Source organism: Actinoplanes sp. NBRC 101535, assembly GCF_030269225.1.
Taxonomy (GTDB): Bacteria; Actinomycetota; Actinomycetes; order Mycobacteriales; family Micromonosporaceae; genus Actinoplanes; species Actinoplanes rectilineatus.
On record NZ_BSSY01000002.1, the window covers coordinates 103,435 to 117,175 of the forward strand.

Sequence of the window (13,741 nt, forward strand, 5' to 3'; positions counted from 1 at the left end):
GGTATGACGGCGTACCTCGAGAAGCTTTTCGGGTTGAGCGGGCGGACCGCGGTGGTCACCGGTGGCAGTTCCGGGATCGGCCGGGCGATGGCCCTCGCGCTCGGTGGGGCCGGCGCCCGGGTGGTGCTGGTGGCCCGGCGCGAGGCGCCGATGGCCGAGGTCGTCGCCGAGCTGCGGGCCGAGGGGTGCGAGGCGGGCGCGATCTCGGCGGATCTCGGCGACCGGGAGGCGGTCCGGGCCGTCATCGAGCAGACCCTTGCGGGGTACGGGGCTCCGGACATCCTGGTGAACTCGGCCGGGATCAACCTGCGCCCGCCGTTGAGCGAGTTGACCGACGACGTCTGGGACCGGACGCTCGCCGCGAACCTGACCGCGCCGTTCCAGCTCGGGCAGGCGTTCGGCCCGGTGATGGCCGAGCGCGGCTGGGGACGGATCATCAACGTCGTCTCCCAGCAGGCGTTCCGGGCCTACGGCAACAGCGGCGCCTACGGTGCGGCCAAGGCCGGGCTGGTCGGGCTCACCCGGTCGCAGGCCGAGGCCTGGTCGCGGCACGGGGTGACCTGCAACGCGATCGCCCCGGGCGTGGTGCATACCCCATTGACCGAGGCTGTCTTCTCGGATCCTGGAAAGGTCGCGGCGCATGTCGCCCGTACGCTGATCGGGCGCAACGGCCTGCCCGAGGATTTCGCCGGATGTGCCGTTTTTCTGGCGAGTGATGCAGGGCAAGCGGTGACCGGTCAGACACTCTTCGTCGACGGTGGATACTCCGCGACCTGATCGATCTCCCTTTCCCCAGGTCCGGCACGGTAGAGTACCGGCGCTCACGACTTGGAGGTATCTGTGGCGGCCGTTCTCCCGCGCCGGTGCACTGCACTGCTGGCCCTGATCGTCACCGCCGTCGCGGTGACCCTCGCCATGCCCGCGTCCCCAGCCGCGGCCGCCGATCCCGAAGGCGGCACCAAGAAGCTGCGGACCGCGCTGGAGAACGCCGCCAAGGGCTACGACCAGGCGAAGACCAAGCTGGCCGCCTCCAAGAAGCGGCAGAAGCAGCTCACCACGCGCCTGAGCCAGTCCGAGAGCACGGCGAAGGCGATGACGAGCCAGGTCACCGCGGTCGCCCAGCAGTCGTACCAGATGGGGCGGATCAGCAGCGTCGGCCTGCTGCTCAACAGCGCCACCCCGGACCGGTTCGTGCAGCGCGCGCAGAGCCTCGACATCCTCGCCCAGGTCAACAGCCAGACGCTGGCGACGTACCAGGAACAGATCGAGACCGCGAAACGGGCCAAGACCGCCCTGGACGCCGAGGTGACCGAACAGCAGCGGCAGGTCAACGTGATGGCCCGCAAGAAGAAGCAGGCCGAGATCGCGCTCGCCGAGGTCGGCGGCGGTTCGTCCGGCGGGTTCGTCAGCGCCGACTCGCCGGCGGCCGAGCCCGCGCCGCGCAACTCGGACGGCTCCTGGCCGAGTGAGAAGTGCACGGTCGACGACCCGACCTCCACCGGCTGCATCACCCCGCGCACCCTGCACGCCTACCAGGAATCCCGGTCGGACGGCTTCAAGCGCTACACGGTCTGCTTCAGTGAACGGGCCTCCGGCGAACACCCGAAGGGCCGGGCCTGCGACTTCTCCGCCGCGGCCGGCGGTTTCGAGGACAAGGCGGCCACCGGCGGCGACAAGGCCTACGGCGACCGGCTGGCGGCGTACTTCGTCAAGAACGCCGACTCGCTCGGCGTGATGTACGTGATCTGGTACCGGCAGATCTGGATGCCGAGCACCGGATGGCGGGCCTACAGCGCCAGCGGGGGACCGGCCGCGGTGCACACGAACCACGTTCACCTGTCGATGCTTTAGCCTTTCAGCGGTGGATAACCCGCCCCGTCCCCTGCCCTCGGCTCTGGCCACCGCTCTGGCGTTCGGATCCAGTGGCGCGGTCCTGGTCCTCGAGATCGTCGCGCTGCGGCTGGTCGGCCCCTACGTCGGGGTGACCCTTCAGGTCAGCAGTTCGGTCATCGGCGTGGCCCTGGCCGCCATCGCCTACGGCGCCTGGGCCGGCGGCCGCCTCGCCGACAAGTACGACCCGCGGATGCTGCTCGCGCCGGCGCTGATCCTCGGCGCGGTCGGCACCGGACTCACCCTGCCGCTGGTCTGGTGGGGTGGCGAACTGCTGCGCGGCGGTGCCGCCCCGGCGGTGCTGCTGCTCGCGGCGCTGGCCGTCTTCCCGCCCGCCCTGGTGCTCTCCAGCGTCGCGCCGATGGTGGTCAAACTCCAGCTCGGTGACCTGCGGCAGGCCGGCTCGGTGGTCGGGCGGCTCTCCGGGATCGGCACGCTCGGCGCGATCACGGCGACCCTGGTGACCGGTTTCGTCTTCGTCGCCGCGATGCCCAGCAGCGCGATCATCATCAGTCTGGCGGTGCTGCTGGCGGTCAGCGGCGTGGCACTCGGCTGGTGGCTGCGGGATTCGGTCAATGGCTCCCCGAAGGTCCGGGCCGGCCTGGCCGTGCTGGGACTCGCCGGCACCGGGCTCGGGGTGGCCACGCCGACGCCGTGTGACGTGGAGACGGCGTACCACTGCGCCAGCGTGGTCGAGGACCCGGACCGGCAGGGCGGGCGGACCCTGGAACTCAACTCGGCGCGGCACTCGTACGTCGACCTGGACGACCCACGGCACCTGGAGTTCGAGTACGTCCAGTGGATCGCCGCGGTCGCCGACGCCGCCCGCCCGGCCGGCACCCCGGTCCAGGCCCTGCACCTGGGCGGCGGCGGGTTCACCGTGCCGGCGTACCTGCGGGACACCCGGCCGGGCAGCGAGCAGCTCGTCCTGGAACTCGACGGTGGCCTGGTCGACCTGGACCGCGAGCAACTCGGCCTGGTCACCGGCCCCGACCTGCGGGTCCGCGTCGGCGATGCCCGGGTCGGCCTGGCCGCCCAGCCGGACGCCGGGTACGACCTGGTGGTCGGCGACGCGTTCGGCCACCTCGTCGTCCCGTGGCACCTCGCCACCCGGGAGATGGCCGCCGACGTCGCCCGCGTCCTGCGCACCGACGGCGTGTACGCCCAGAACGTGATCGACTACCCGCCCGGCCGGTTCATCCGGGCCGAGATCGCCACGGTCGCCGCGGCGTTCCCGCACGTGGCCCTGATCGCCACGCCGGAGTCCGTCGCGGGCACCGGCGGCGGCGCGAACTTCGTGATCGTCGCGTCGAAGAGCCCTCTGCCGCCGGCCGCGATCGTCCTTCCGGAGGGGGCCACCCTGGTGGAGGGAGAGGCGCTGACCGATTTCGTGGACGGCGCCCGCGTGCTGACCGACGATTACGCACCGGTCGACCAGCTGTTGGCCGGCTGATCCGGTTCCTGCCGGTCCGTGGCCCGGAGGGGCTTTTCCCACGGCCCGATTTCCCGGTGTGGCACCGGCGGGTAAGCCGCGCGGGCGACAATCCTGACATGGGGCGTACGGAGCAGAACGGTCACGACGGTCCGCTCCGTATCGCCGGGCGATACCGCCTCGTCGAGAAACTCGGCACCGGCGGCATGTCCGTGGTCTGGCGCGGATACGACGAGACGCTGGGCCGCGACGTCGCCGTGAAGGTCCTCTCACCCACCCTCGCCGAGGACCGCACCTTCCGCGACCGGCTCCGCCAGGAGGCGCTCGCCGCCGCGCGACTCTGCCACCCGCACATCACCGGCATCCACGACTTCGGCGAAGCCATGATCCCGGACGGCGTGACCGTGCCGTACGTCGTGATGGAACTCAACGACGGCGAATCCCTCGCCGCCCGCATCAGCCGGCAGGGCTCCCTCGACTGGCGCGAAGCCGTGATCGTCGCCGCCGAGGTGGCGTCCGCCCTGGCCACCGCCCACGCCCGGGGCGTCGTGCACCGCGACGTCACCCCGGCCAACGTGATGCTCACCGGCTCCGGCGCCAAGGTCGTCGACTTCGGGATCTCCGCGCTCGCCGGCCAGCGCGACGCGGCCCCGGACGGCAGCCTGCTCGGGACACCGGCGTACCTCGCCCCGGAACGCCTCGGCGGCTCCTGCGTGTCCCCGGCCACCGACGTCTACGCCCTCGGGCTGCTGCTCTACCGGGCGCTCACCGGGCACATGCCGTGGTCGGCGGAGAACACCGCGGAGGCGTTGCGCGCCCACCTCTACGCCGACCCGGATCCGGTGCCGGACCTGCCCGGACTGCCGGTGGGCGTCGCCGACCTGTGCCTGCGCTGCCTGGCGAAGAGCCCGGACGGCCGGCCGGCGGCGGCGGAGATCGCCCGTGCGCTCGGCGCGACCGTGGGCCTGCGCCCGATCATCCCACCGCTGCGGTCCGGCGAACGGTCCGCGGTGCCCGCGGCCCGGGCGGTGGTCCGGATCCCCGGCGCGGGCGGCGGCCGGATGGCCCGCTTCCGGGTACGCGCCGGCATGCGTCTCCTGACCGCCCTGCATCTGGGCCGCGCGCGTCCGCTGGGTGGTGGCATCTTCCGGGCCGGCCGGGTCTTCCGCGCGGCACCGTCGGTCTACCGGTCCGCCGTCGCCACGTCGGTCACCGCTCCACCCGCCACCTCCACAGCTGCCGGTTCCGCGGCTGTTGGTGTTACGGCCACGACCTCTACGTCCGCCGCTGCCATGCCGATCACGTCCACGTCGCCGGAGATCCCGGTCTTCTCGCTGCTCAGGTCCTCGGCCGACGCGGCCCGGCCCGGCCTGACCGCCCTCGCCCGCAGGCTCTCCCCGCGCTTGCTGCCCCGCCGCGACCGGATGCCCGCCCTGGCCGCCCTGGCCGCCGTGGTGCTCCTCGCCGCGACCACGCTCAACTGGTCGTTCCGCCGCGAATCCCGGGACGCCGAACAGGCCCAGACCACCGCCGCCGGCGCCGGCGGACCCGCCGTGGCGGCGGGCGCCGACACCATCCGCTGCTCGGTCCGGTACCAGGTGCGCCGCGACTCGGGCGCCGACTTCGAGGCCCGCCTCACCGTGGTGGCCGGCGACGAACCCGGCGACTGGCGTGTCGAGTTCTCCTACCCCGGCACCCAGCGCCTCGCCGCCACGCCGAAATCGGTCACCCAGCACGGCCGTCGCGTGGTGGTACGCGGCCAGGGCCGGACCCGGGCGCTCACCCTGCGGGGCGGGTACCGCAACCGCAACCCGCTGCCGCTCGCCTTCAAACTGGACGGCCGGCCCTGCCGCGCCGAGGTCCTCGGCAGCACCAACCCGCAACCCGCCGCGGACGACTCGGTCAGCACCAGCACCGTCGAGTCGCCGCGCGTCCGCGACAAGCCCGGCAAACGCAAGCGGCCCCCGGCCGACCGGGGCGGTGCGACACCCCGCAAGCGGGTCACGCCGGCGCCGCAGGGGCCGCCGGCCGTGCCCGTCCCCAAGCGTGGCACGGGCTTCTCCCTGGCCTTCTGACCGCCTTCTGATCATGCCGGATAGGGTCGGTCTCATGACAAGACTCGCAGTGGTCACCGGCGGCGGCACGGGCATCGGCAGGGCGACGGCCGGCATGCTGGCCGGCGAGGGCTACGACGTGATCATCGTCGGCCGCCGTCCCGAGGTGCTCGCCGCCGCGATCGAGTGGATCGGCCCGCAGGCCACCGCGGTCACGGCCGACGTCACCGACCCGGACCAGATCCCGGCAGTGGTCGACGCGGTCGCCGGCCGCCCCCTCGACGTCCTGGTCAACAACGCCGGCGCCTGGCTGGGCGGCGACGAATCCACCCTGTCCGGGGTGGCCGACCGATGGCGCGCCAACCTCGACTCCAACGTCCTGTCCGCGGTGCTGACCACCACCGCGCTGCTGCCCCGACTCCGCCGTCCCGGTGGCAAAATCATCCTGACCAGCTCGGTCGCCGCCCAGCGCGGTGGCGGCGGGCCCTACTCGGCGGCCAAGGCAGCCCTTCACGGGTACGCGCTGGACCTCGCCACCAGCCTCGGCCAGGAGGGCATCACCGCCAACGTGATCGCCCCCGGATACGTCACCGACAGCGAGTTCTTCGACGGCCGGATGACGCCCGAAGGCCACCGCTCGCGCGTCGACGCCACCCTGGTGAAGCGGGCCGGCACCCCGGCCGACATCGCCGAGACGGTCCGCTGGCTGGTCGGACCCGGCGGCCCGTTCGTCACCGGCCAGATCATCAACGTCAACGGCGGTTCCGTCCTCGGCCGCTGACAGGTCCCTCCCCGGTCAGGGGCGTTACGCCGCGCCGCCGGTGAAACGCCCCTCGCCGGGCCTGTTGGCGCGGAACCGCAGCGCCGACCACCGCTCGTCGATCGCCACCTGACCGCACGGCCGCATGTCGAAGTCGGCCACGATCGGCCACAGGGTGTCCCGGTTGACGTCCGCCTTGTTCCCCTTCGGATAGGCGATCCAGAACGCGCCCGGCTTGTCGATGTCCTCATGATGCTCGGCCAGCCGCTCCCGGAGCCCCGCCGCGTCCTCCACGAACATGACCGCCGTCCCGGCCGTGGACAGCGTCCCGGTCTCCCGGACCCCCTCCGGCATCGGCGTCAGCAGCGGCAGCCGAGCCGGCTGATCCAGCCAGAGCGTCGAATGCGGTTTGATCAGCAGCTTCTCGGCGATCGTCTTGGTCATTCCCCGAGAATTCCATCCATGGACCACCCGCGCTGAGAGCTTGGCGCACGAAGCACCCGATGTGGTGCCGGGCGCCGGCGACACCGCTCAGCCTCGGTCTGCGCCGGGCGGTACCTGCTGAGCGGTACGAAGAACCTCAGCCGCGGGACCGAAGAGCGGAAGGTAGAACGGAGTCAGGCCCAGTCGATTCGTCATCGACGCGAGGAACTCCCGGACGAAAGGGAGCACCTGAATCATCAGGGCCTCCCGCGCGTAGTTCTGCACGGCGCGTTCGGTCGGCCGGTCGCCGGTGTACGTGTACGACGCCGAGAACGAAGCCTCGATCTCAGCGATCATGTCGTCGGCCTGGTTGTGAAAAGCGTTGAGCGTCCGCACGGTGAAGACGATCGGGTCGCCGTGCGCAATGGCGACCGAGAGGTCGGTCTGTACGTCTCCCGGCGTCGCGTCCTCCGCACGACCGCGTTTCACCCTGCATTCGTCCAGGATGAGCGCCTGCAGTTCGAGGCGACCGAGGAGAGCGGCGGTGTCCTCTTCGACGTCGGTCATGTCGTAGCCAGCCGCGGTTTTTCGGTGGCCTTCGCCTGCCATTCCGGCCGGATCGGGCGTATCGGCCTGACCTGTCCCCGGTCCGAGATGGTCACCTCGCCGAGCTTGACCGGAGTGCCGTACGGGGTGGTGCGCAGCGTGTCGTGCGCCGGAACCAGCAGCGGGAAGGCACGGGGCCCCTCATGTGTCAGGAACATCTGCGCATAGACGTCGTACGCCCGGTCGGGCCGTGCCACCGCCTGCTTGCGCGGTCCTCGGCGGTTGAGGACCAGCGGGGGTTTGCCCGGGTCGACGGGCACCGCGGTGAGGGTCAACTCGTAACCCATGGCCCGCAGGACCCTCGCCGCCGTGGCGATGTGCACGTTGCCCTCGCCGGAGAGGATCTGGGAGACGCGGCCCTCGGTGACGCTCATCCGCTCGGCAAGCGTCTTGGAGGAGATGCCGGAGGCGGCTCTGGCAGCCGTGAAGAGGCGTACGACCTGCCATGCCGCAGCTGCGGCCGCGAGTCCGAGCAGGCCCACCCATGTCGATGCGCGCTCCTCGTACAAAGAGCGCTCTTCATTATTCTGGTAGGTCATGATGCAAATCCTCCTTCCGCACTTCGAGCGTCATCGCGATGTCGTCGGGAATGGTGCGCGGCCCGCTCTTGGGAAAGGCGTGGCCCAGACGGATGTAGTCGTCGAATCGGGGAAACCAGTAAAAGTCGTCCTGTGAGTACGCTTCTTCCCTGTTCCTGGGGCGGTATTTCGGCGAAAAAGTCCCATCGCCAGGTGTGTCATAGAATGACAGCCGTTTGGCCCCGACCTTGAATTCCCAGATGCCGCCCTCAAGGTCGTTGACCGCGCGGGTGCGAGCCGGTAAGCCGTCGTCGGCGAGAACGCGGCAGAACCACAGAAACGTGTCGTAGTCGTGGATCTGAGCATCATCGGGAAGGCCTTGGAAGTCCGGGTCCTCCACGTAGGAACCGCTCTTGAGTTGATCAAGGAAGGAGGCTGCGGGTGATTGGGCGGCGTTTCCCCGGATGGCGCAGTGGATGACATGACACTCACCCTCCACCACCTTCCGCCGTTTGACTTTAGTCAACTGTAAACTCCCACCGTCGGTAACGCAGCCCTTACTCGGCAACCGACAGTGCCGTTATGTGCGCTCACCGTCAAGGTCGGTTTGACGGAAAGCGCCCGCGAGCTCGGTGCCGCGTGGCTGGTACGCGACGGTATGTAGTACGGAGAGCTGCGCGTTTGTATCGACGCTGATCGCCGTTCCGTGCCGGGGGCTGCCAACTTTGACCGAACAGTTGACAGTCCATTACCTGATCGGCCAGTCATGCCGAAGTGTCAATTATCGAAAAAGTCCCGATGTGGAAGGTCTCGCGCGGGTGACCCCAATGCCACTCAGCTTAAGTTGATCAATGCCGTGACAGGTGACCATCCGGTCCCCTTCGCCGCGGCGACTCGTCGGTCGTCGGTCGTGGTGGTCGCATCGGTGCAGTTCAGCTGTTTGTCGCAGCGCGGGGTCATGTCCATGATCGACTGAGGCTGGGTGGCATGGCACGATCGTCGGCCGTCGCTCACGGTCGTTCTCGGCTCGCGGGCGGACCGCAGCTGACGGCCGGGTCGGTCGGGCCGTCGGCCACGGCTGTTCGGGAGGGCGGGAATCAGCCGTGAGCGACGGCTCGGGGTCTCTCAGCCGTCGCTCACGGTCGCTTTCGGCTCATGGGCGGACCGTGGCCGACGGCTGGGGGTGGCCGGAACGCCACCGAACCCATTCCGATCTCGGCGGCGGCCCTGGTGGGGGCGCGCGTTGCTGAACGGCGCCGATGCATGGGCGACCGGATACGACGCCCGGCAGACGTGATCGCAGCCGTGGCGAAGGCGATGGGCAGGCTCATGATCAACTTGAGTCGGTGGCATTGCGGGGGACCCGGCCGGAGCCGGGCCCGGCATGGTGGTGGCCGTGGGCCCGGTTCGCCCGGCTCGCGGATCCGCCGTCTCCTCTCCCGTGCCCCGGCAGTCTCCGTACTCTGATCGGTCATTCCTCACCTCCTCTCGATGGGTGCCGCACGGTGGCGCCGGCTCGAGGCGTACAGAACCCGTGCCGGCGCCCCGCGGCGAGCGTCCCGCGGCGCTCACCCCGAGTGCCCGGCGGCGCTCACCCCGAGTGCCCGGCGGCGAGCGCCCCGAGTGCCCGGCGGCGAGCGCCCCGCGCCGCATGCCCGGAACGCTCGCCGCCCATCCTGGGCGGATTCCGCCGCGGACCGGGCGAAGCCCTGTGGACAACCGCGGACTGTGGATGACGGCGATCCGGTCCCGAACCCCTGATAGACATGCCGGGTGACTGAACCGACGCGGGAAGCGGCCACTCCGGCCGAGCGCTCCACCATCAGGGAGCGCGCTGAGGAGATCCTCCGGCGCTTGGCCGGCGACCATGCGCGGCTTCGTGAGGATCAATGGCGGGCGATCGAGGCCCTGACCGTGGACCACCGGCGGGTGCTGTGCGTGCAGCGCACCGGGTGGGGCAAGTCGGCGGTCTACTTCGTGGCCACCGCGTTGTTGCGCGAGGGCGACCGGCCGGCCGGTCCGACGGTCATCGTGTCGCCGCTGCTGGCGTTGATGCGCAACCAGGTGGAGTCGGCGGCGCGGGCGGGCATCCGGGCGCGGACCATCAACTCGGCGAACCTGGACGAGTGGTCGCTGATCGAGCAGGAGATCCGGGCCGGTGAGGTGGACGTGCTGCTGATCAGCCCGGAGCGTCTCAACAATCCGGATTTCCGGGACAACGTCCTGCCGGGTCTGGCGTCGGGCACCGGTCTGCTGGTGGTGGACGAGGCGCACTGCGTCTCCGACTGGGGACACGACTTCCGGCCGGACTACCGGCGCCTCCGGACGTTCCTGAACGGGCTTCCGTCGCGTACCCCGGTGTTGGCGACCACCGCGACCGCCAACGCCCGGGTGACCGCCGACGTGGCCGACCAGCTGGGTGACGCGCTGGTGTTGCGCGGCACGCTGGAGCGGGATTCGTTGCGGCTGGCCGCGTTGCGCCTGCCGGATCCGGCGCACCGGCTGGCCTGGCTGGCCGATCATCTGGAGCGTCTGCCGGGTTCGGGCATCGTCTACACGCTGACTGTGGCGGCGGCGATGGAGACGGCCGACTTCCTGCGGTCGCGGGGTTTCCCGGTCGCGTCCTACACGGGTCAGGTGGAGGATTCCGAGCGCCGGGCCGCCGAGCAGGACCTGCTGGACAACAAGATCAAGGCGTTGGTGGCGACGTCGGCGCTCGGCATGGGGTTCGACAAGCCGGACCTGGGATTCGTGGTGCACCTGGGCGCGCCGCCGTCGCCGATCGCGTACTACCAGCAGGTCGGCCGTGCCGGGCGTGCCGTGGAGCACGCCGAGGTGGTGTTGTTGCCGGGTGCCGAGGACGCCGCGATCTGGCGTTATTTCGCCTCGCTCGCCTTCCCGCCCGAGGATCAGGTGCGGGCCGTGCTGTCGCAGTTGTCGCCGGAGCGCCCGCTGTCCACGCAGGCGCTGGAACCGCTCGTCGACCTGCGGCGCAACCGTCTGGAGCTGATGCTCAAGGTGCTGGACGTGGACGGCGCGGTGCGTCGCACGCGCGGTGGCTGGCTCGCCACCGGTGAGCCGTGGACCTACGACACCGAGAGGCTCGAGCGTGTCGCTCAGGCGCGGGCTTCCGAGCAGAAGACCATGATCGAGTACGCGGAGACGACCGCCTGCCGCATGGAGTACCTCCGCCGGTGCCTGGACGACCCGTCGGCCGCCCCGTGCGGGCGCTGCGACAACTGTGCCGGCCCGCTGCTCGGGGCGGACGTGTCGGCGGGTTCGCTGGCCGCCGCCGAGGCGTTCCTGGGCCGTCCCGGCGCCGAGATCGCGCCGAAGAAGATGTGGCCGACGGGTCTGGCCGCGGTCGGCATCTCCCTCAAGGGCAAGATCGCGCCCGCTGAGCAGGCCGAGCCGGGCCGGGCGGTGGGCCGGCTCTCCGATCTGGGCTGGGGTTCCCGGCTTCGGGGCCTGGTGTCGCCGGAGTCCGCGGATGCGCCGATCCCCGCCGAGCTGGGTGCCGCGGTGGTCGAGGTGCTGAAAGCTTGGGCCCGTGGTGAGGACGCCTGGAAAACGCGTCCCACCTGCGTAGTCGCGGTTTATTCACAGCGTCATCCACAACTTATCCACAGCCTGGCGGAGCACATTGCCACGGTCGGCCGCCTGCCCTTCCTCGGCGTGCTGTCCGGTGACCGGGTGGGTGACGACGGCCCGCGGGGCAACAGCGCCCAGCGGGTTCTCGCCCTGCACGAGTCCTTCAGTGTTCCCGCGGAGATCGCCGCCGAGGTGGCCCGGCTGGAGGGCCCGGTCCTGCTCGTCGACGACCTGGTCGACTCCGGATGGACGATGACCCTGGCCGGCCGGGCCCTTCGCCGCGCGGGCGCCCCCGGCGTGCTGCCGTTCGCCCTGGCCGTCGCCGGGTGATCCACGGGGCGGGTGGGCGCCTCTCAGGCGGTGCGGGGTGCCCCTCAGGCGGTGCCGTGAGCTCAGGCGGTGCCGTGAGCTCAGGTGGGGACGTGAGCTCAGGTGGGGCCGGGGGCTCAGGCGGTGCCGAGGATGAAGGCGCGGTTCGGCCGCCGGTCGATCTCCATGAAACGGTGGGCGCCCTGCAACTCGGCGAAGCCCGACTTGCGGTAGACCTCCTGGGCGTCCTTGGTGGCCAGCAGGAAGCGCTGGAGGCCGCGCTCGGACAGGGTGGCCACGATCGTGTCGACCATCCAGGTGCCCAGACCCCGCCCCCGGTGCTCCTCGGCCACGAAGACGTCGCAGATCCAGGCGAAGGTCGCGCCGTCGGTGACCACCCGGGAGAACGCCACCTGCTCGTCACCGGCGAACACCGAGAACGGCAGCGAACCCTCGATCGACCGCGCCACGACGTCGCCCGACCGCCCGACCGCCCAGTAGGCCTCCTCGGTCAGCCAGCGGCTCACCCAGGCCAGGTTCACCCGCTCCCGGTCGTCGGTCAGTACGTAGTCTCCGCGTACGAAGTCGGTCACCGTCGTTCTCCCTCATCCCAGGCCGGACTGTCCGGCACCTGGTCTATCAGCCGGATGCCGCCCGGCCAACGCGGTTCCCACCGGGGGCGGACGGCTCCCGGCGGCGCGGGACATCGGCGGTACCCTGTGGGGTAAGCCGAGGAAAAGGGTTGGCGATATGGCTGTGACCAGCACCTACACCGTGACCGGCATGACCTGCGAGCACTGCGTCCAGGCCGTGACCACGGAGATCTCGGCGCTGCCGGGCGTCGCCGGCGTGCTGGTGGATCTGCCGTCCGGCGGGGTCACCGTGACCAGTGACACGCCGCTCGACGCCGAGGCGGTCCGGGAGGCGGTCGACGAGGCCGGCTACGAGCTCGCGGATGCCTGAGCACACCGAGACGACGCCCACCGCAGATCCGGGGCGGCCCGCCACCGATCCGAATCAGTCCGCCGCAGATCCGGATCAGCCCGCCATCGAGTCGGAGCACTCCGCCATCGAGCCGGAGAAGGCCGCCCGGATGTACACCGAGGCGGAACTGCGGGCGGACGCCGGTCTCCCGCGGCAGCCGGACGGTCCCGGGTTCCGGTTCGCGGCGTTCGGCGCGCTGCTCATCGTGGTGCTGTTCGCCGGTTACGGCCTCGGTCGCCTGAACAACGGGACCACCGCGTCCGCCATGCCTGCCGCGCAGCAGCCCGCGCCGCAGGCCACCGTCGTCGACGAGAGCCGGCCGCACACGCACGGCACGAGCGTTCCGGTCACCGGGGCCGCGGCGGGCGCCGCGGTCGGCGGGCTCTCGCTGAGTGCGAGCGGTCTCACTCTGACCCCGGTCACCACCAGCTTCGCCGCCGGGCAGGCGCAGCGTCTCGAGTTCACCATCGCCGGTCCGGGCGGTGCGCCGGTGACCACGTACTCGGTGGTGCACGACAAACCGTTGCACCTGATCGTGGTGCGCCGTGACTTGACCGGTTTTCAGCATCTGCACCCGGAGATGGCCCCGGACGGCACGTGGAGCATCGATCTGACGCTCGCCGAGCCCGGCATCTACCGGATGGTCGCCGACTTCACCGCGCTCGTCGGCGGCAGCCAGATCGCGACGACGCTGGGCACCGACCTGACGGTCGCCGGCGGCTATGCGCCGGTCACTCTTCCCGATCCGGTCCGGCAGGTGGCCACTTCCGGTCATTCCGTGGGGTACGAGGGAACGCCCGTGACCACCGCCGTCCAACCTCTGCTGATGACCGTCACGGACGCGGCGGGCCGTCCCGAGACCGTCGAGCCGTATCTGGGGGCGTTCGGCCACCTGGTGGTGATCCGGCAGGGCGACCTGGGGTACGTCCACGTGCACCCGGAGACGCAACTGGTGGACGGCAAGGTCAAGTTCTGGATGACCGCGCCGAGCCCCGGCACGTACCGGATGTTCTTCGACTTCCAGGTCGCCGGCCGGGTCTCCACGGCGGCGTGGACCGTCGTCGTCAGCTGACGGCGAGGCTGTTTCCCGGCTGATGGAGGACGGCGTTCGTCGCCCCTTTCTCACAGGTCTATGAGGTCGCTGTGCACCGGCTGTGCACGTGCACATATTTGT

13 protein-coding genes are annotated in these 13,741 nt (G+C 70.9%); 8 read left to right on the forward strand and 5 right to left on the reverse strand.

Going from position 1 to position 13,741, the window contains the following annotated elements; translation table 11 throughout:
* Positions 1 to 3: 3 nt before the first annotated feature.
* The 5 genes from QSK32_RS05440 (at position 4) to QSK32_RS05460 (ending at position 6,157) form a co-directional block, all read left to right on the forward strand.
* The gene (locus QSK32_RS05440; RefSeq protein ID WP_045745253.1) at positions 4 to 777 is read left to right on the forward strand and encodes an SDR family NAD(P)-dependent oxidoreductase; all 774 of its coding nucleotides are present in this window, start codon (positions 4 to 6) and stop codon (positions 775 to 777) included.
* Positions 778 to 840: 63 nt separating this feature from the next.
* Positions 841 to 1,851, forward strand: a complete 1,011-nt coding sequence (locus QSK32_RS05445; RefSeq protein WP_502872507.1) for a coiled-coil domain-containing protein — start codon at positions 841 to 843, stop codon at positions 1,849 to 1,851.
* Between the two features lie 10 nt (positions 1,852 to 1,861).
* Entirely contained in the window at positions 1,862 to 3,343 is a 1,482-nt protein-coding gene (locus QSK32_RS05450) for a fused MFS/spermidine synthase (protein WP_285471368.1), read from the forward strand.
* Positions 3,344 to 3,441: 98 nt separating this feature from the next.
* Positions 3,442 to 5,397, forward strand: coding sequence for a serine/threonine-protein kinase (locus tag QSK32_RS05455; protein WP_285471369.1), 1,956 nt, complete (start codon positions 3,442 to 3,444; stop codon positions 5,395 to 5,397).
* Positions 5,398 to 5,431: 34 nt separating this feature from the next.
* Entirely contained in the window at positions 5,432 to 6,157 is a 726-nt protein-coding gene (locus tag QSK32_RS05460) for an SDR family NAD(P)-dependent oxidoreductase (RefSeq protein WP_045745250.1), read from the forward strand.
* Positions 6,158 to 6,181: 24 nt separating this feature from the next.
* Here the strand turns inward: QSK32_RS05460 and QSK32_RS05465 are convergent, their stop codons facing one another.
* The 4 genes from QSK32_RS05465 to QSK32_RS05480 form a co-directional block, all read right to left on the reverse strand.
* Positions 6,182 to 6,580: a hypothetical protein gene (locus QSK32_RS05465; RefSeq protein WP_285471370.1), complete on the reverse strand. Its 399-nt coding sequence runs from the start codon at positions 6,578 to 6,580 to the stop codon at positions 6,182 to 6,184.
* Positions 6,581 to 6,667: 87 nt separating this feature from the next.
* Positions 6,668 to 7,168, reverse strand: a complete 501-nt coding sequence (locus QSK32_RS05470) for a hypothetical protein (protein WP_157411274.1) — start codon at positions 7,166 to 7,168, stop codon at positions 6,668 to 6,670.
* On the reverse strand, positions 7,123 to 7,704 hold the full coding sequence (locus tag QSK32_RS05475) for a helix-turn-helix domain-containing protein (protein ID WP_083449343.1): 582 nt from the start codon (positions 7,702 to 7,704) through the stop codon (positions 7,123 to 7,125). Before QSK32_RS05475 ends, QSK32_RS05470 begins: the two co-directional genes overlap by 46 nt.
* Positions 7,688 to 8,209 carry a hypothetical protein gene (locus tag QSK32_RS05480; protein WP_157411273.1) on the reverse strand — a complete coding sequence of 174 codons (522 nt, stop codon included), beginning with the start codon at positions 8,207 to 8,209 and terminating at the stop codon, positions 7,688 to 7,690. Before QSK32_RS05480 ends, QSK32_RS05475 begins: the two co-directional genes overlap by 17 nt.
* A gap of 1,247 nt (positions 8,210 to 9,456) precedes the next feature.
* On the opposite strand from QSK32_RS05480, the gene QSK32_RS05485 reads away from it, so the two are divergent.
* A complete protein-coding gene (locus QSK32_RS05485) occupies positions 9,457 to 11,604 on the forward strand; it encodes a RecQ family ATP-dependent DNA helicase (protein ID WP_502872508.1) in 2,148 nt (715 codons plus the stop codon).
* Positions 11,605 to 11,720: 116 nt separating this feature from the next.
* On the opposite strand, the gene QSK32_RS05490 is transcribed toward QSK32_RS05485, so the two are convergent.
* On the reverse strand, positions 11,721 to 12,176 hold the full coding sequence (locus QSK32_RS05490; RefSeq protein WP_045745245.1) for a GNAT family N-acetyltransferase: 456 nt from the start codon (positions 12,174 to 12,176) through the stop codon (positions 11,721 to 11,723).
* Positions 12,177 to 12,333: 157 nt separating this feature from the next.
* On the opposite strand from QSK32_RS05490, the gene QSK32_RS05495 reads away from it, so the two are divergent.
* Both QSK32_RS05495 and QSK32_RS05500 read left to right on the forward strand, forming a co-directional pair.
* The gene (locus QSK32_RS05495) at positions 12,334 to 12,546 is read left to right on the forward strand and encodes a heavy-metal-associated domain-containing protein (protein WP_045745244.1); all 213 of its coding nucleotides are present in this window, start codon (positions 12,334 to 12,336) and stop codon (positions 12,544 to 12,546) included.
* Positions 12,539 to 13,639, forward strand: a complete 1,101-nt coding sequence (locus QSK32_RS05500; RefSeq protein ID WP_285471371.1) for a DUF8832 domain-containing protein — start codon at positions 12,539 to 12,541, stop codon at positions 13,637 to 13,639. The genes QSK32_RS05495 and QSK32_RS05500 overlap by 8 nt, the downstream gene beginning before the upstream one ends.
* Positions 13,640 to 13,741: the final 102 nt, after the last annotated feature.